Origin of the sequence: Fenollaria massiliensis (assembly GCF_000312505.2) — a bacterium.
In the GTDB taxonomy this organism is placed as follows: domain Bacteria; phylum Bacillota; class Clostridia; order Tissierellales; family Peptoniphilaceae; genus Fenollaria; species Fenollaria massiliensis.
In genome coordinates, this window is the sequence record NZ_HG326228.1 from 167,927 (window position 1) to 186,637 (window position 18,711).

Consider the following 18,711-nt stretch of genomic DNA (forward strand, 5'->3'; position numbering starts at 1 on the left):
GGGAGTAATATGGAAGTTTTAAGAGAATTACCTAACAACTTAATAGTTGAGCAGGAAGTTTTAGCAAATGCAATGCAAAATAAAACTGCTGCTGTCAAAGCTATTGAAGGACTTTATGAAGCTGATTTTTATAACGAGCTTCATAGAAAGATTTTCAGTGCGATTAGGACTTTATTCTCTTTAAACAAGCCCATAGACCTATTGACAGTAACAGAAACACTTGAAAGAAATGAAAAAATTGATGCTGATACAATAACTTATATTGCAAATATTTATGCAAATAACGAAGGACTTAGCTCAAATCAAGATGCTTATATAGATATACTTAAGGAAAAGTCTGTACTTAGGAGTCTTGCAGAATTTTCTGACGAAATAAAAGCTTTATCGCTTGAAGATAAATCGCCAGCGAAGAATGTGCTTGAAAAGGCTGAAAAAGAACTTTTTGAAATTTCTCAAGGAGGTCTTAGAAACTCATTAACAGCTCTTGAAGATATTATGAGCGAAACAGTTCAAACTATAATGAAGAGGGTACAAAACAGAGGCGAGCTTAGCGGTGTAACTACAGGCTTTACTGATCTTAACTCACTTTTAGGCGGTTTTCAAAAATCAGACCTAGTGTTATTAGCGGCGAGACCATCCATGGGTAAAACTGCTCTTGCGGTTAACCTTGCAGTAAACGCAGCCAAGGCAGGCAAAAAAGTTGCCATGTTCTCTCTTGAAATGAGTAAGACACAAATCGGTCAAAGAATTTTAGCGGCATTTGCTCAAATGAACTTATCTAGCTTATTCAAGGGTGAGCTTGAAGGCACGGACCTTGTCAATCTGATTACTGCTTCAAATGAATTATCAAATTATAATCTTCATATAGATGATACAGCAGCCATTTCTTTAATAGAGCTTAAAGCAAAATTAAGAAGGCTTAAGATGGAAGAAGGCTTAGATTTAGTTGTTATTGACTACTTACAACTTATGACAACTGGCGAAAGAATTGAAAACAGAGTTCAAGAAATTTCACAAATATCAAGAGGCCTTAAAGCCATTGCTAAAGAGCTAGACGTACCAGTTTTAGCACTTTCACAGCTATCAAGAGCGCTTGAACAAAGACCAGATAAAAGACCAAAACTTTCGGACTTAAGAGAATCAGGAGCCATAGAACAAGATGCGGACATAGTTATGTTCTTATATAGAGACTATGTTTACAACAAAGAAACTGAAAATCCAAATTTAGCAGAAGTAATCGTTTCAAAGCACAGAAACGGTCCTATTGGCGTGGTTAACTTAATTTGGAAAGATGAATACACAAGGTTCTTTGACGTTTCAAAGAATGCGTATGAATAATAATAAATACAGGATAAAGCCTTTAGAGCTTGAAGACGCATACAAGTTTAGGGGCTGGGAGAGAGGCAATTACTATCTTTTAAATGATTATGACTTCATTTATGAAGAGGATTGGGAAATAAAAGAGTGGCTTAAAACTAAGAAGGGCATATTTAAGCGCTATTTTGCAATTTATTATGAAGATAAGGCTATTGCCTACATTGGACTGAAAGAGATAAATATTTTAACAAAATCTGCTGAGTTATCTATAGTCATGGACGTACGCTATCAAAATCAAGGCCATGGCTATAAAATACTTGTAGAATTTTTAAATTTTGTTTTTATTGAACTAAAATTTAAGAGAATATGGCTCGATGTTAATGCGTTTAACGAGAGAGCCATACATTTATATAAAAAATTAGGTTTTACTAAGAAGGCATATTATCTAGATACATTTAATATTCAAGATATTGATAAAACTAGAGAGGAATACATAGAAAATGAAGAAGAGTTTATACAAAATGGCAGGGAGCTGTTTTCTTATGTATATACTTATGAGATAAAGAGAGGTGAGTTTTTTGAGCTTCACGCTAGAGAAAATTAATTCAAATTTATTAGACACATCAGTTAATAATATATTTATCAGTGAGTTTATGCCTCAAGCGGACGGAACCTTCGTTAAAGTTTATCTTTTAGCGTTAAGATTTGCGCAAGACGATGACATAGAGGCGAGCAACGAGAAGATAGCCGAAGTTTTAAAAATTCCTGTCATAGATGTCGTATCAGCTTGGAGATTTTGGAAATCGGTTGGTATAGTTGATTTCGATGACGATGGTGATAGCTTGAGTTTTAGTGTCTTATTTAAAGATTTAAGAGCTCTTTATCTTAGCGGCTCATCACTTGATAAGAACAGCTCAAATAATTCTCTTAGTCAAAATACTTATGATGATGAGCTTGATATAGATGAAGGAGACTTAAGTAGCGACACTAAATTAATTATTGAAGTAAATAAGGACGACGGCGTAAAAAAGATGTTCCAAGACGTCGCCCACATAGTCAGAAGGCCGCTTAATACTCAAGAGAAGATTAAGATTATAAAGTGGCTTCGTGATTACAATATCAGCTGTGAGATGATATCACATGCTTACTCATACGCTTATGATATACTTAAGAAGAAGTCACCAGCTTATGTTGAGACCATCATCATGAATTGGTACGATAAGGGTTTTACAAATCTTTCTCAAGTTATGAGCGATTTTAACGTGATGAACGATAGCCAAAGAAATTACAATAAACTTATGCAGTCACTAGCAATGCCATTTAAAAATGTATCTGATTTTGAAAAGAAAATCATAGACAAGTGGTATGACGATTTTAATTATGGCAATGATATAATTTTAAAAGCTGCTGAAAATTTTATATATACAGCTAAGCCTTCTATCGCATATCTTGATGCAATCTTAGAAGCTTGGCACAAAGAAGGCATAAAGACAGTTGAAGACGCTGAAAGAACGAATGAGCTTTATAGGTCCGATAGAAAAAATAATAATACTAAGAAGCCAAAGGCGAGAGTAAAGGATTTTGACGAGAGAGAGTACCCAGATGATTATCTAAGCGATACCTATGAAGGCAATTGGAGGAAGTAGCATGACTTTGTTAGATGATGTTTATAGACAAAAAGCGAATATTAAGAACATTAGAGAGAGGGAGAGAAGCGAGAGGATAGAAGCTATTTATAAAAAATATCCTGAGTTTTTAAGCCTTGAGAACGAAAAAAATTCTGTGCTTAATGATTTTGCGTCTATGAATTTTACAAATTATGAAGATATTAATAAAAAGATACTTGATATAGAAGCTAAAAAACAAAAACTTATAGAGACTTATGGTCTTAATGATGCTTTCAAAGTTCATTACGACTGCGACAAATGTGAAGATACAGGCATTTATCAATCAAAGAGATGCTCCTGCATTGACGATATGCTCAGAGAAAAAATGCTTGAGACGAATGAACTAAATACTGAGATGAGAGAAAAAAGTTTTGAAAATTTTGATGCCAATATATTTTCAGATGATGTAAGAGATGAAATGATTGAGATAAAAAAGAGTCTTGAGTCTTATGCGGATAATTTTAATAAAGAGCACAGATCCATATTTTTCTTTGGAGACGTTGGTACAGGTAAATCATTTATGGCGGTATCACTTGCAAAGAGACTTATAGAAAAGCTTATCAATGTTACATACGTGGGCTCTTATGAAATGTGCCAAACCATTAACGAAGCTATATTCAAGGCCGATGGCGACGCTGTAACTAAGAGAGATTTATTTTATAACACAGACTTTTTAATCATTGATGACCTTGGAACCGAGATAGATACACAGGTTAGCTCGAAATCTATACTTGATTTGATAAATTATAGACTAAGTAAAAATTTAAAGACGCTAATCACAAGCAATTTAAATGTTGACGCAATAAAAGAAAAGTATGGAGAGAGACTATCGTCAAGGATATTATCAAATTATTATATATATCGCTTTAAAGGACGCGATTTAAGATTAAGATAAGGAGTGATTTTATGCTAGATATAAAAAGAATTAGAAAAAATCCAGAAGAAGTATTAGAAGCTTTAAAAAAGAGACACGGAAGTTTCCCAATTGAAGAACTTCTTGAAGAAGACAAGAAGAGAAGAGAGCTTTTAACCGTTGTTGAAACAATGAAGCAAAAGCAAAATGCCATTTCAAAAGAAGTACCTAAGCTAAAGAAGGCTGGTGAAGACGTTAGCCAAATCTTTGAAGAGATGAAAGAGCTTTCAAACGAGATCAAGGAGTATGACCAAAAAGTTAAGGAAATAGATGACAAAATATCTGAGTACTTACTAAGCATACCAAACGTTCCTAATAAAGATGTTGTCTTTGGCAAGGATGATAGTGATAACGTTGAAGTAAAGAAATATGGCACACCAACTGAGTTTGATTTCGAGCCAAAAGCTCACTGGGACTTAGGAACAGACCTTGATATACTTGATTTTGATAGAGCTGGTAAGATAGCTGGATCAAGATTCTCTATATTTAAAGGCGACGGAGCAAGACTTGAAAGAAGCTTAATTCAATTCATGCTTGATCTTCATACGCTTGAACAAGATTATACTGAGATGAGCACTCCATTCATGGTTAATAGAGCGTCCATGCTAGGCACAGGACAATTACCAAAGTTTGAAGATGATATGTTTTATTTACCATCAAAAGACTTTTTCTTAGTGCCAACAGCAGAAGTACCTTTAACAAATATGCTTAGAGACGAAATTGTTGATGAGAGCCAATTACCTATCAATATAACTGAGTACACACCATGCTTCAGACAAGAAGCGGGCGCAGCAGGTAGAGACAACAGAGGACTTATTCGTAACCATCAATTTGATAAAGTTGAACTTGTTAAGTTTGTTAAACCAGAAACAAGCTATGATGAATTACAAAAATTATTATCAGATGCTGAGGCGGTTCTTCAAAAGCTTGAAATACCATACAGAGTTGTTCAATTATCAACAGGCGACTTAGGTTTTTCATCAGCAATGACTTATGACATAGAAGTTTGGATGCCAAGCTATGGTAGATACGTTGAAATATCAAGCTGTTCGAACTTTGAGGACTTCCAAGCAAGAAGAGCCAACATTAGATATAGAAACGAAGAAGGCAAATTAAACTTCGTTCACACACTTAATGGTTCAGGCCTTGCAGTTGGTAGAACATTTGCAGCACTTGTAGAAAATTATCAAAATAAAGATGGCTCAATCACTATACCAAAAGCTTTACAAAAATATTTTGGCAAGGACCGTATAGTAAAAAAAGAAAAATAGTTTAAAAAGAAATTTACTTCAAAAAACAAAACTAGGTGAAAAAACTAAATTAGGTGAAAAAACTAAATTACTTAAAAATAAAATTATGCTAAATAAAAATATAGAGCTATGCATATCAATCGATGCGCATAGCTCTTTTTATAATTATATTTTATTCTTCATTCACATAAGCCTTTACTATTTCACCTATATAAACATAGTGAAAATCACGCTCTGGGTAGTTTTTCTTAAGTATGGATTGATCGATGAAGCCTTCCTCGTGCAAAACGCCCTTATAAACTTTTCTGCATACCAAAACCATTTTAGCTTCTTTAAAATAAACGCTTTTATCGCTAAAAACAGGCGTTAAAGATGTTTTAGAGAGTTTATCTTCGTTGCGACCACTATGAGTACCAAGATATAATAAATCCTTTTTGTAAGATGCGTCAAAAAAACTTAGCGTATAATAATCATTCTTGTCAACAAATTCCCTCGTATATCTTTGCGGTCTTAAGTAAATAACTGACGTTGGCATATCACCGTTCCAAATCGCTCCTAAGTGACCCCACTGAGCAGTCATTGTGTTAAATGCCTTCTCATTACCGGCACTCACAAGCATCCATTCCTTGCCAATCAGCGTCATTGGATTAAAATTTAATTCTTTAATATCAATAGCTTTTAAGCTCATACCATCACCCCTTAGATAAATTATATCACAAAGACTATAAATTTATTACTTAAAATTTACCTTGCGAGTCTAGAAAAATATGTCTCTTTGTGATATAATAGTTTTTGGTGAGTATATGAATTTTTTAATCAAAATATTTTTAGTGTTTTTCAAGATAGGCCTCTTTAGTTTCGGCGGAGGCTATGCTATGATGCCACTTTTTGAAAAAGAAATCATCAATGGTCTTCACTGGATAAGCTACTCAGATTTTATAGATATAGTTGCCATCGCACAAACAACACCTGGCCCATTCGCAGTTAACTCAGCAACCTTCATCGGCAATAAATTAGCAGGTTTTTTAGGAAGCGTTGTCGCTACACTTGGAGTGACACTACCAAGCTTTATTATAATGAGTATAATATTTTTAACAATAAATAAATTTAGAGAATCAAATGCTGTAAAAGTCTCAATCAGAGGTATAAGACCAGTTGTTTTAGCACTTGTATTAGCAGCTGTTGTAACCATTGGCAAGGGAGCGATAATTGATTACAAATCAGTAATTATAGCGATAATCGCCTTCATACTAGTTAGAGTGAAAAAACTAAACCCAATACTTATCATGGCTATAGGTTTTGTGGTCGGCATATTTATTTATAGGTGATTAGATGAAGATAATCAATTTATTTATAACATTTTTTAAAATAGGTGCCTTCACCTTAGGAGGCGGCTTTCCCATGCTACCAATTATCGAGCGTGAGATAGTTACTAAGAAAAAATTAATGACAGACGAAGAGTACATAGACTCGATAAGCCTTGCGCAGACAGCACCAGGGCCTATCGCAGCAAACATTTCCATACTAGTTGGCTACAGAATATATGGCTTTTTAGGCGCACTCGCTGCATTTTTAGGCGCAGTTTTGCCAAGCTTTATCATAATACTAGTTATATCGCACTTTTTTATGGGCGTTCAAGATAATACTTATGTGCAAGCGGCCTTCAAAGGCGTTAGACCAGTCGTATGTGCACTAGTGTTTGCAGCACTTGTAGGCTTAGTTGAAAAAGCACATTTAAATAAATTTGAATACGCAATAAGCGCTTTAGCTTTTTTAATAGTAGTATTTTTAGATGTCAATCCCATCTTCGTAATTATTGGCGGAGTTGTGATTGCACTTAGCAAGGATAAATTTATCAAGAATAAATAGGAGGTTATTATGGATTTATTTGAAGAATTAAAAGTTGAAGTAAAAGAAAAACATCCATCTATTGTTTTTCCAGAAGGTGAAGATGAAAGAGTTTTAAAGGCTGCTTTCAGATTAAAAGAAGAAAATATTTTAGAACCAATAGTTCTAGGTAAGAGAAGTGAGGTAGAGGGGGCTGCTAAAGCTATAGGCAAAGACCTAGCTAATATCAATTTCATCGACCCAGCTGAAGCTAAAGACATAGACGAGATGGCTCAAACATTTTTTGAAAGAAGAAAGGGCAAAATCACTCTTGAAGACGCTAAAGCACTACTTCTAAAGGACGTTAACTATTTCGGAACTATCTTAGTATATATGAAAAAGGCAGATGGACTTGTATCAGGCGCTGCACATGCAACAAGCGATACAGTTAGACCTGCACTTCAAATCATTAAGATGAAGGAAGGATACAAAAAAACTTCAGGCGTATTCGTAATGGTTAAAGGCGCTGAAAGATATATCTTCGCTGACTGCGCTATCAACATAGCACCTGACTCAGACGATATCGCAGAAACAGCAATTCTTTCAAACATGACAGCAAAGAGCTTTGGCGTTGATCCAAAGATCGCTCTACTAAGTTTCTCAACAAAGGGCAGCGCTAAGTCAGATGAAACAGAAAAAGTTATAAATGCACTTGAAATAGTTAAAGAAAGAGACGCATCCATAGCAGTTGATGGTGAGCTTCAATTTGACGCAGCTTTTGTACCAACAGTTGCTGAAAAGAAGGCAAAAGGCTCAGACATCGCAGGTCATGCTAATGTATTTATATTCCCATCACTAGAAGCAGGTAACATTGGTTATAAGATTGCTCAAAGACTTGGCGGATACGATGCTATAGGACCTATACTTCAAGGATTAAACAGCCCAGTTAATGATTTATCAAGAGGATGTAACTCAGACGACGTTTACAAACTAGCTTTAATCACAGCAAAACAAGCAATATAATGATACTTGTAATGGCGGTCGACGCCAAATGGGCGATTGGCTACAAAGGGGACATGCTTACAAGGATACCCGAGGACTTAAAGCGCTTTAAAGAGATGACCATGGGCGGAGTTTTACTCATGGGCAGAAAAACTTTTGACGCGACAGGCGCACTTCCTGGCAGAGAAACGATTATCGTCTCGCGCTCACTTAAAGATGTGGATGGTGCTCACATTGCCCACAGCCTTGATGAGCTAAGAGAGATGATAAAAGAAAAGTATCAAGACAAGAAAATTTTCTTAGTTGGCGGAGCAAGTCTCATCGATCAGCTCATAGATGAGGTGGACGAGGCAGAGATAACTTTTATTAAAAAAGATTTTGAGCCTTATGATACTGTGATGAGAAATTTGGATGAGGATGAAGGATTTGAATTAATTGAGATTAGCGAAGAACATGATTATGACGGAATGAAGTTTGAGTATCGAAAGTATATTAGAAAGAAATAAAATTATCAATATAAACCCTCTTTACTAAAGCAGTAGAGAGGGTTTTATTTTGCATATAGATTATTTACGAAGTGCATATTATTTAAAATAATTTATTAAAAAGTCACTTCTTATTTTGAATTATATAAAAAACTCTCAAGTATTACACTTAAGAGTTTTGATGGGGAATCTTAATTATCTACGATAAGTAAGATTGTATATGTTCATATCTTCATCGTAAAAAAAGTCATAATAAAGTATTGGTTTAGTAGCATCGCCCAAATACTTAATTAGTATCTCGATAGCTTTGCCTTGCATACTTTTATCAGCAAAAACATCCTTTGCTTCTTTTTCTGCAATATTAATTTGAGGCTTTGAGGAATTGCTATTTAATGAATCGATATCATTAAGAATCATATCATATAGATTTTTAATGTCTTCTTCTTTTGCACCTACATTACCAAAGTATGCTTTGAATGCTTCGTAGTCTTTAGACTTGACTGTGCCAATGACCTCAAGCGATTTATTTATAAATGCCTTGTATTTTTCTTTTAGCTCATCTTGATTTTCTTCAAAGTCTGCCGTACTTAGCTGGAAACTTATAAGCTGATTAGCAATATTTCTTGCAAGATTAAAATATATCTTTTTCTTTTCGCCTTGGCATAGTGCTTGGTAGATGTAAGCCTTGCTGCCATCTCCATCTTGACCTGACTCAATTGATACCTTTTCAATCTTTACAATATCGCCAGAGATTTCTAGTGGCTTTAGCGCCTCTATAATTAGATTTGGATCTTTATCTACCGCAGTTTTTGCACTGCCGGCTAGGCTTGACTTTATTTTGTCAATATCCTTAGAACAAAGCAGTTTAATATTTTTTTCTATCCACTCTTTATCATTATCAGTCATTTCAACTTGCCATACAGTATCTTTGACTAGACTATCGTCATTTGCCGCATCATTTAAGCTTTCTTCAGATGTTTCCTTTTTTTCGGTACTTGAGCTAGCTTCTTTTTTATCTTCACTCGCTATCTTTGTTTCACTATTTGTTTTAGCTTTGTCGTTAGGCTTATCACTTGAGCAGGATGAACAGATAAGCAACATAATAGTTAAGCTCATACATAAAAAAATTTTTTTCATAGATTTACACCCCTATGATTGATTCATTATACATATATATTGTAAAGAAAAATGTAAAAATATATTAATTAAGTGTAAAATTCATATATATATTTTTTATCTGCTCCTTATGGGGCAGATTTTTTATGTTTTAAGACTTATTTATGATATAATTAATAAAAAGGAGGTCATCTTATGAAAATCAATCTTATGTCTTTAGCGTTTAAAACGAAGGACCTTGAACAAAACAAAAATATTATTATAAAATCTATGCGTGAATACGCTCACAAGGCGGACCTACTTGTATTTGGCGAGTCTTTTTTGCATGGTTTTGAGGCTCTGTCTTGGAACTATGAAAAGGACAAGGCGATTGCCATAGATATAAATGATGACATTATTAATGAGATAAAATTTGCTGCGAAAGAAAATTCTATCGCTGTTAGCTTTGGCATGATTGAAAAATCTGATGACGCTATTTATTCATCGATGATCACCATTGGCAAAACTGGCGAAATAATGGACGTTTTTAGGCGAGTATCTGATGGATGGAAAGAGCCAATAGCGGGCGCTCACTACAAGGAAGGCGATGGTTTTCACGCTTTTGATTTTGATGATAAAAAAATTCTAGTCGGCATCTGCGGTGATTTTTGGCACGATGAACTTATTCAAAAAGCGGCTGATATTGAAAAGGATTTAGTTCTTTGGCCTGTTTATACTGATTTTGAGCCGCACGTTTGGAACGAAGAAGAAAAGTTTGAGTATGCAGTGCAAGCGGATAAATTAAAATCGCCTGTACTATATGTAAATTCTGTGTGCTACGATTTTGATGAGCCATACATTTCTAAGGGTGGTGCTTGTTATTTTGATGGTGGCAAAATCATTAAAGAGGTGCCATCGGGCGCTGAAGCGGTACTTAAAATTGAAATTAGTTAAGGAGGAAAATTATGAGAAGAGCAGATAGAGAAGTTACGGATATAAATGAAATCCTTAGAATAATGAAAGACTGTGACGATGTAGTTCTTGCCTTTAACGACGAGATCTCGCCATATATCTTAGCTGTTAATTTTGGCGTGAGCGAAGCCCAAGGCGAAATCACTTTATTCATTCACGGAGCAAGAGAAGGAAAGAAGTATGATTATTTAAAAGATGGCGCTGCTGTGAGCTTTCAAATGAGTGCGAATCATAAGCTTATTATGGACAAGGAGCGTGGCTACTGCACTATGAATTACGAGTCCATCATAGGCAGGGGCGAGGTTTATGAAATTAATGATTATGACGAAAAAGAGGAGGCACTTGAAGTTTTAGTGCAAAAGTATCATATTCCGAGCGAAAAATTTGTTTATGCAAGAGCTGCTATACCTAGAACGCGTGTATTTAAAATTTGCGTGAAAGAATTAACTTGCAAGGCAAAGGCATAAAATTATGATTTATAAAGATGTACTTTTTGAGCTAAAAGAAAATTCTGATGCAAAGTACAAGGATTTTATAGCTAAGCTCGTTCCAAATATTAATAAAGACACTATCATCGGTGTGCGCATGGGAGCTTTAAGGCGTCTTTCTAAAAAAATCAAAAAAACTTGCAGTATTGAAATTTTTAACGAGGCAAAATTTTATTATAGAGAGGAAAAACTTTTATATGCGCTTTGCTTTTTTAAGATGAGCGAGGGCTTTGATGAAGCTATGGACACGCTTGATGAATTTCTTCCGTACATCGATAGCTGGGAAGTGACGGACTTAATCGCAGGTGAAATAATTATTGATGAAGCGCATCGCGAAGAGATTTTTCATAAGGTGCTAAGCTATGTGCATAGTGAAGATGAATATACAATTCGCCTTGGCCTAGTCATTATGAATAAAAAATTTAATGACGATGACCATATAGAAAAAATTCTTGACGCAATAAAAATAATTAAGCTAGATACTTATTATGTAAATATGGCGGCGGCGTGGCTAATTTGTGAAATTTATTTCAAAAATAAGGATAAGATAAATAAATATTTATCTAGTGCAAGTCTTAATGAAGATATAAAAAAGAGGACTCGGCAAAAAATTCGTGAGTCACTTAAAAAATAATATATAATATATAGATGAAGCCAGAGAATTATCTCTGGCTTTTATCTTATTTCTTAATTTGTGCGATAATCTTAACGACATCATCAAGGCTTGCTCCCTTATTTATTGTGAACTTACCTGATTTTAATTTTGTATCAAGTTTTAGCTCAACGCACTTGTTAACGAAGTCTGTTGCGCTTGATACAACGCCTTGTTGCTCAAGTATCTTACCTATCTCGCCTGGTAAAGACTTAGCAGGTATATTGACCTCAACTGTTCCTGTTTGAGCTGGTTTTTCTTCAGCTTTTTCTGCAGGTTTTTCCTCTGGTTTTTCTTCATTATCTTTTGCATCGCCTACTGTTTCAACAGGAGCTTCTTCATCAGTTGGTTTTTCGTCTCCGGCTGTTTCTGCAGGAGCTTTACTATCTGCACCTTCTTTAACTTTTTCTCCGTTGTCTTCGTTAGTAGCTTCGTTATCTTGATCGCCGTCTATATTTTCAACCACTTTATTATCTTCATTATTATTCTCAATGTTTTTAGTTAGAGTAGAGTTAGCACCATTGTTAACAAACAAGATGTCAAGTCTCCAGCTGATTATGCATACAACAGCTATGATTACTATGAGCATGATTATGTAATCAATCGAGTTATACAAAAAGTCTTTAAATTTTTCCCAAAAATTCATTATTACACCTCTTATTATTAAACTTTCTTTTTTTTATACTTTGTATTATAATTATATCATATATTATAGAAAAATAAAAGGTGAAAATGATGAAAGAGATAAAAATTAATGAAAATGATAATGATCAAAGACTTGATCGCTTCTTAGTGAAATTTTTTCCAAATGCGACAAAGTCCTTTCTCATGAAAATGCTTAGAAAGAAAAATATAGTTTTAAACGGCAAAAAAGCGAGCGGAGACGAGAGAATTTTAACTGGTGACGTGATAAAAGTATTTTTCTCAGACGAAACTTTTGAAAAATTTTGCGAAGCGCCAAAGAGGTTTAACCCAAATATCATTGATTTGAATATAGTTTATGAGGATGAAAACATTGCCATCATCGATAAGGATGAAGGCGTCTTAAGTCACGCTACTAAGGACGGCTTTGAGAAAAATGTTGTCGATAGCTTTATTAAGTATCTTATAGACAAGAAAGAATTTTTCCCTCGTAATGAAAATACTTTTAGGCCAGCCCTTGCCAATAGGCTTGATAGGAACACTAAGGGCCTTTTGATTGGCTGTAAAAATTATGAAGCGCTTAAAGAGATGACTAAGCTTATTAAAGATAGAAAGATAAATAAATATTACAAAACTATTGTCAAAGGGAATTTTGATGTTGACGAAACTTTTGAAGTGAATTACGAAAAGAACGAAAAGAAAAATATGATGAAGCTATCTGATGACGGTTCTGAGATGATAACTCATTTTAAGTCCATTTACATGAAAAATAATTTTACTGAGCTCGAGGTACTTTTATTAACTGGAAAGACTCATCAGATACGTTTTCACCTAAAAACTTTAAAGCATCCAATCGTTGGCGACAGAAAGTATGGCGATGCAGCGATAAATGCAAGGCTTGCAAATATAATCAATAATCAGCTTCTTTACTCATATAAAATTTCTTTTCCAGAGCTTGATGGATTTTTTAATTATTTATCAAATAAAGAATTTTATGCGCATAACTGGGCTACTTACGATAAAGTCAAGGAGGTTTTGCTCAAGTGATATCCGTATATGAAATAAAGAAAGACGCTGCGAACCTTTTTAGCGCCATGCAAATGGATGAGGGCGGCAAAACTCTTATATTAACAAAAAATACTGAGTACAAAGACTTTATCGTTCAAGAGGGTTTGAAAAAACTTGGAATGCTCTTAAACACAAGCGTTTTAAGCATAGATGAATTTTATTTAAGATATGCAAAGGGAAGCTATAAATTTTTATCTGATTTAAGCATGCGCCTTATAATTAAAAAAATTATTGAGATGAATAAAGATGAGATGGAATTTTTATCTTATCCGTCGTATATGGATTTAATTTACGAAGCGATTAAGGACGCTAGCAAAAAAGATATTGATTTACTTGTGCATGGCGGCGAATACAAGAAAATTTACGAAGACTACGAGTCTTTAATCAAGGAGGGCGGATATCTTGGCATGAACGATACTGCTGAGCTTGACCCTTTAAAGATAAAAAATGCGGACGCCATATACTTTATTGGCTTTAATGAAATAAATAAAAAGCTAAGTTATTTGATTGATATGGCGAAGAGTCTTGATAAAAAAACTAAAATTTTCATTGAAGAAGACTTTGCTTCAGATGATTTAATGGCTTATTTAAAAGAAAATGCTGATGAAGTTCATCTTGATGAAGATAATAGTGGCCATTTTGAAAAATTAGCAAAAAAATTATTTAATGAAGAAATTATTGATACAGATGGAATAAATTTTGTGCGTGCAGACTCAGTTGAGGCTGAGCTTGACTACGCTTTGACCGATATAAAAGAAAAAGTTTTAAAAGAAGGCTACGCTTATGGCGATGCGCTCATCTATCTTATGGATAAATCAGAAGAAATATCTCTTACTTATATGCTTAATGCTTATGAGATACCCATAAATAAAAACAGCGTCATTTATCTAAAAGACATAGTTTGGCAAGAAAAATTGTTTAACAATATAAATGCGAGCGACGAGGCTATGACAAGCGAATCCATTTTAGAGATGATAAATAAATACACAGCTGATGAGATGCTTTTAGATAAATTTGAAAAAATAATTGCAGCAATTGAAGAGATTTATGGCAAGGCCATTAGCAAAGAAACTTGGATTGATTTATTAAAGATAGCTTTTAAGTATGAGGTTTACAGAGAAAAAGACAGAGTGCCTTTTGGCGTATCCATATACACAGCGGATTTTGACACACTTAGGCATTATAAACTAATCTACATAATCGGAGCAAATATGGATAATTTTCCAAAGAGCATGAGCGAAAACTTTTTGCTCGACAATATTTATAATGAGATTGGCTACGATAAAAGCGAGTACATGTCAAGGCTGTCGAAGAATTTGATGAAAAAACTGATTAAGGCGACTGATGAGAAGCTCACTATATCGTACTCAGCGAAGACTTTATCTGATTCAGATCAAGGCGCTTCATCTTTATTTAATGAGTTTTATATATTTGATGAAGAGAATAAAATTAATAAATGGATTGCACTTGATAGTCTTAATGCGATTGAAAAAAGTCCTATGCTTGCTACAAATCCTGAGCAAAAGAAATATATAGAAGCTTACAAAGGATTAAGCAAAACTAAATATCCTGATTACGACGAGATAAATAAGCTTAGAAATGAAGGCGAAGCATCAAAATACAACGGAAAGTTTGAAAATTATTCTACCAGGGCAAAGGTTGATGAATTTTTGAACAATGGCTTTAGCGTTTCTTTCTTAGGTGCTTACGACACTTGTCCATACTCAGCACTTTTAGGATACATCTATGGCATAGAGCCAGCCGAGGTCGATATGAAGGCAAGAAACATTGGTACTTACATGCATAAAGTTTTAGAAATTTATTATAGTAATTTTATTGGTAAAAAAGTTATATACGATGAGGCTCTGCTTGAAAAAACTATGGAATTAATCAAAAAGACTAACGAATATGCCGATGTTTATGGTTTTGAGCTTGAAAATATTGAAACTTATATAAAAGATTTTATTATTTATGATGAAGAAAGAATGAAAAAATCAAACTATGTCGTTAAAGAGCTTGAGAAAAAAATAAAAATTTATGTCGATGGCTATGAAATTAGAGGAAAGATAGATAGGGTCGACGAGGATACTTTATCTGGAAAACTTTTATTAATCGATTATAAAAAAAGCTCTAGCACAAAGACACATGATTCGCAGCTCATCTCTTATTCCTTATATTACAAGCCAAGTGGCGTAGATATAGATGCAGCCTTTATAGGCATATCCAAATTTGATGATCAAATAGAAACTATGGCGCCAATACAAGATGATGCTGAAGAAATTATTAGTGAGATAATATCAGGCGTGAAGAGCTATAATTTCCCTATAATCAAGAGTGGAAAGAAAAGTGATTGTCCTGCGTTTTGTGAGTTTAAAAATATTTGTAAGAGGGGGAGAGAGTGATGAAATTAAATGAAAAGCAAGCTTTGGCTGCTAATACCATAGATAAAAACGTTTTACTCGATGCCTCTGCAGGTACTGGAAAAACTACTGTACTTGTCAATAGATATGTAAACATCTTAGACAAGGGGAATTTTGACGGAATAAAAAATGAGGATGTACTTTCTTCGGTAGTGGCTATAACATTTACAAAGAAGGCAAGTAACGAGCTTAAAGAAAGAATCTCAAAACTTATTTATGAAAAAGCAAAAACAGATGAAATATTTAAAGCTTATTATAATAATATGCCTTTCGCAAGCATTTCAACCGTGCATCAATTTGCACTAAAGATGCTTAAATCACTGCCTTTGCTTGCAAAGATCGATCCGCGCGCCAAGGTAGCCGAAGAGGATGAGGCAAAATTATTACTTGATAGAGCGATAAGAGAAGCGCTTGAAGAAAAAAATTATGATGATTTTTTTAAGGCGCTTGGAAAAAATTATGACGATGATTTTGTTTCTAGTCTTAATGCAATTGCAAATAAAACTATGGGCATGGATATAGCTAAATTATGCGATAACACTAAAACTTTTCTTAAAGAAATAAACAATGAAGAAAAGATAAATGAAGCCATTAATACTATGCTAAATACAATCGCTGAGGTGAAGGGCAAATTAACAGATAGAGCTACTTTATTTAAAATGATTAATAAGCATGAAGCCGCCATAAATAATTTAAAAAATAATGGCGTAAGTGATAGCGATATTAATCTTATAAAGATTTTTGCTTATGATATAGGACAAAATAAAAAATTAGAAGATGAATACGACAGCATCACAAATAGCGCAATTTATATACTCAGCGCACTTGAGATAGCTAAGCTAGACTATTATGATGAATTTTTTAATTTGCTTGAGTCTATTCACGAAAAATATAAAAGCATTAAAAAAGAAGAAGCGGTTCTTGATTTTAACGACCTAGAAATATTATTTAGAGATTTATTAAAGCAAAGAGAGCTACGCGAATTTATCAAATCAAAAATTAGCTACATCATGGTCGATGAGTTTCAAGATACATCACCTATACAAAAAGAAATTTATTATTTATTAAATGATATACTTGGCAAAAACAGGCTTTTCGTCGTTGGTGATTTTAAGCAGTCTATATACGCATTTAGAGGAGCCGACGTGAGTCTATATAACTCAGTTAGAGAAGATTTTGAGAAAGATGATAAAAATTCCACTTGTATATTGATGAACGATAATTATAGGACTGGTAAAGAAATTATTTCAAGTGTAAATAAGCTATTTAATGCTAAAATGCCAGGCTATGTAGATCTTGAAGCAAAGGGAGATATTGTAAATAGCGAAGTTAAAATAATTAATTATATAAAGGACAGAGAAAGGGACGATGAGGCGCGTGCTATAGCAAATGAAATTATTGATTTACACGAGAAGGGAGAGGCTTTTAAGGATATAGTTATACTAGTTCGTAACAATAACAGCTCAGAAGCCATAGAAAAGATGCTAAAGTCTGTGAATATCCCTGTTTATAACAATGCGAGCATATCGCTTAACTCAAGAGATGAGATTGAAGATATATATAATTTTATTCATTATTTAAGATATGAAGATGAACTTTCTTTGATTGCGCTTTTAAGAAGCAGCGTCTACGCGCTTGATGATGACGAGATTTTTACGATTAAAGATAGAGATGAGTTTAAAAATTATAAAGAAGAACTAAATCTATATATATCGATGAAAGATGATGAAAGACTTGATGAAGTCATTAAGACTTTTATCAAAAATACTAATTACATCGAAAAAATTTTGCATAGAAATAGAGCTCCACAAGCTTATGCCAATATCCGCAGTTTTATAAATAAAATTTCTACTTATTATGACAGCGGCATTACAAATTTTGAAAATATTGCCGATGCTCTGCTTGCATCAAGAAATAGAAGCGCATCAGAGGCATCATATATCAGTGAAAATGATGATTTAGTAAGAATAATGACCATTCACAAGGCAAAGGGTCTTGAAGCAAAAGTAGTTATATGTGCAAAAACAAATTTTAGAAAGAATTTTGACAAGGGTTTTGTAAAACTATCTGGAGACAAAATATTTTTAAGATTTAAAGATCTTTATGCAAATTTTAAATCTTCTCAAGAAGAAGATAATCTTCTTGATGAAGAAGAAAAGAAAAGAAATCTTTATGTTATGTTAACAAGAGCTAAAGAAAAGCTAATTATATTCAAATCTAATGGCAGTGCTGGATTTACGCTGCTTCTTGAGGGCATGGACGGCAAAAGTGAAGACGCAAATCTTGAAGAGAGGACGCTTGAAGCAAAAAAATTAGATATAGAAGAGTCAATGGATGATCTCATTACTAAAGAAAAGCTTCAGTGGCAAAGCTTATATGCGACGCTACCATCGAGGGCTGCCTACGCTTATGATTTTAATGCCAACAGCTTTAAGGTATATGATGACGAGAGAGATATTTTAGAAGAGGGTAGCGATAGAAAATCTCTTGGATCTGCTGCTCACAGATTTTGTGAGGCTTATGAGGGAGAAAACTTTGATGAGATTTTAAATGAATCAGCCGAAAGCTATAAACTTAGTGAAAAAGAAAAAGAACTACTAAGTATATGCGCAAAAAATTATGAAAAGTTTTACAAAACAGTTACAAATGCAAAAACATATAAGGAATTCGAGTATTATTACATTAAAGATGATATAATATACACAGGAGTTATTGATAGATTAGATGAATACGGAGATCATGTAGAAATAATTGACTACAAGGTCACTAGCCTCGATGAAGATACTGTGAAAAATATTTATAAAACACAGATGAAAATGTATGTGGATGCTGTAAAAAATATTTTCAAAAAAGAGGCGAGAGCAAAAATATTTATTCTATCAAGAGATAAATTAATCGATATGGAGTAGATCA

At 33.8% G+C, this 18,711-nt stretch carries 18 protein-coding genes; 15 read left to right on the forward strand and 3 right to left on the reverse strand.

Annotated features, from left to right (window positions below):
- The first annotated feature begins 9 nt into the window (after nt 1-9).
- Genes dnaB through serS form a run of 5 tightly spaced genes read left to right on the forward strand, consistent with a single transcriptional unit; the run spans nt 10 to nt 5,168 of the window.
- Nucleotides 10-1,338: a replicative DNA helicase gene (gene dnaB / locus BN30_RS07735; protein WP_019214936.1), complete on the forward strand. Its 1,329-nt coding sequence runs from the start codon at nt 10-12 to the stop codon at nt 1,336-1,338.
- Nucleotides 1,331-1,921 carry a GNAT family N-acetyltransferase gene (locus BN30_RS09440; RefSeq protein WP_019214937.1) on the forward strand — a complete coding sequence of 197 codons (591 nt, stop codon included), beginning with the start codon at nt 1,331-1,333 and terminating at the stop codon, nt 1,919-1,921. Before dnaB ends, BN30_RS09440 begins: the two co-directional genes overlap by 8 nt.
- Complete coding sequence (locus BN30_RS07745; RefSeq protein WP_019214938.1) at nt 1,896-2,963, forward strand: DnaD domain protein; 1,068 nt, start codon at nt 1,896-1,898, stop codon at nt 2,961-2,963. Before BN30_RS09440 ends, BN30_RS07745 begins: the two co-directional genes overlap by 26 nt.
- Nucleotide 2,964: 1 nt before the next feature.
- Nucleotides 2,965-3,879 (forward strand): ATP-binding protein, encoded by a 915-nt coding sequence (locus BN30_RS07750; RefSeq protein WP_019214939.1) that lies wholly within the window; start codon nt 2,965-2,967, stop codon nt 3,877-3,879.
- Between the two features lie 11 nt (nt 3,880-3,890).
- On the forward strand, nt 3,891-5,168 hold the full coding sequence (gene serS / locus BN30_RS07755; RefSeq protein ID WP_019214940.1) for a serine--tRNA ligase: 1,278 nt from the start codon (nt 3,891-3,893) through the stop codon (nt 5,166-5,168).
- A gap of 151 nt (nt 5,169-5,319) precedes the next feature.
- On the opposite strand, the gene BN30_RS07760 is transcribed toward serS, so the two are convergent.
- Nucleotides 5,320-5,835, reverse strand: a complete 516-nt coding sequence (locus BN30_RS07760) for a flavin reductase (RefSeq protein ID WP_019214941.1) — start codon at nt 5,833-5,835, stop codon at nt 5,320-5,322.
- 115 nt (nt 5,836-5,950) lie between these two features.
- Here BN30_RS07760 and BN30_RS07765 point away from each other — a divergent pair, with 115 nt between their 5' ends.
- From BN30_RS07765 to BN30_RS07780, 4 genes are read left to right on the forward strand one after another with little or no spacing between them, the layout of a single operon-like run.
- Entirely contained in the window at nt 5,951-6,475 is a 525-nt protein-coding gene (locus BN30_RS07765) for a chromate transporter (RefSeq protein WP_019214942.1), read from the forward strand.
- Between the two features lie 4 nt (nt 6,476-6,479).
- The gene (locus tag BN30_RS07770) at nt 6,480-7,016 is read left to right on the forward strand and encodes a chromate transporter (RefSeq protein WP_019214943.1); all 537 of its coding nucleotides are present in this window, start codon (nt 6,480-6,482) and stop codon (nt 7,014-7,016) included.
- 9 nt (nt 7,017-7,025) lie between these two features.
- Nucleotides 7,026-7,997, forward strand: coding sequence for a phosphate acetyltransferase (pta, locus tag BN30_RS07775; RefSeq protein ID WP_019214944.1), 972 nt, complete (start codon nt 7,026-7,028; stop codon nt 7,995-7,997).
- The gene (locus BN30_RS07780) at nt 7,997-8,482 is read left to right on the forward strand and encodes a dihydrofolate reductase (RefSeq protein ID WP_019214945.1); all 486 of its coding nucleotides are present in this window, start codon (nt 7,997-7,999) and stop codon (nt 8,480-8,482) included. The genes pta and BN30_RS07780 overlap by 1 nt, the downstream gene beginning before the upstream one ends.
- 174 nt (nt 8,483-8,656) lie before the next feature.
- On the opposite strand, the gene BN30_RS07785 is transcribed toward BN30_RS07780, so the two are convergent.
- A complete protein-coding gene (locus tag BN30_RS07785; RefSeq protein ID WP_019214946.1) occupies nt 8,657-9,598 on the reverse strand; it encodes a hypothetical protein in 942 nt (313 codons plus the stop codon).
- Nucleotides 9,599-9,772: 174 nt separating this feature from the next.
- Here BN30_RS07785 and BN30_RS07790 point away from each other — a divergent pair, with 174 nt between their 5' ends.
- From BN30_RS07790 to BN30_RS07800, 3 genes are read left to right on the forward strand one after another with little or no spacing between them, the layout of a single operon-like run.
- Nucleotides 9,773-10,510 (forward strand): carbon-nitrogen hydrolase family protein, encoded by a 738-nt coding sequence (locus BN30_RS07790; protein ID WP_019214947.1) that lies wholly within the window; start codon nt 9,773-9,775, stop codon nt 10,508-10,510.
- Between the two features lie 11 nt (nt 10,511-10,521).
- A complete protein-coding gene (locus tag BN30_RS07795) occupies nt 10,522-10,995 on the forward strand; it encodes a pyridoxamine 5'-phosphate oxidase family protein (protein ID WP_019214948.1) in 474 nt (157 codons plus the stop codon).
- Nucleotides 10,996-10,999: 4 nt separating this feature from the next.
- Nucleotides 11,000-11,650, forward strand: a complete 651-nt coding sequence (locus BN30_RS07800) for a DNA alkylation repair protein (protein WP_019214949.1) — start codon at nt 11,000-11,002, stop codon at nt 11,648-11,650.
- A gap of 46 nt (nt 11,651-11,696) precedes the next feature.
- Here the strand turns inward: BN30_RS07800 and BN30_RS07805 are convergent, their stop codons facing one another.
- Nucleotides 11,697-12,314: an MltG/YceG/YrrL family protein gene (locus BN30_RS07805; protein ID WP_019214950.1), complete on the reverse strand. Its 618-nt coding sequence runs from the start codon at nt 12,312-12,314 to the stop codon at nt 11,697-11,699.
- An 89-nt stretch (nt 12,315-12,403) separates the two neighbouring features.
- Here BN30_RS07805 and BN30_RS07810 point away from each other — a divergent pair, with 89 nt between their 5' ends.
- The 3 genes from BN30_RS07810 to BN30_RS07820 are packed head-to-tail and all read left to right on the forward strand — an operon-like array spanning nt 12,404 to nt 18,707.
- Entirely contained in the window at nt 12,404-13,357 is a 954-nt protein-coding gene (locus BN30_RS07810) for a pseudouridine synthase (protein ID WP_019214951.1), read from the forward strand.
- Nucleotides 13,354-15,780 carry a PD-(D/E)XK nuclease family protein gene (locus BN30_RS07815; protein ID WP_019214952.1) on the forward strand — a complete coding sequence of 809 codons (2,427 nt, stop codon included), beginning with the start codon at nt 13,354-13,356 and terminating at the stop codon, nt 15,778-15,780. The genes BN30_RS07810 and BN30_RS07815 overlap by 4 nt, the downstream gene beginning before the upstream one ends.
- A complete protein-coding gene (locus BN30_RS07820; protein ID WP_019214953.1) occupies nt 15,780-18,707 on the forward strand; it encodes a UvrD-helicase domain-containing protein in 2,928 nt (975 codons plus the stop codon). Before BN30_RS07815 ends, BN30_RS07820 begins: the two co-directional genes overlap by 1 nt.
- Nucleotides 18,708-18,711 lie beyond the last annotated feature (4 nt).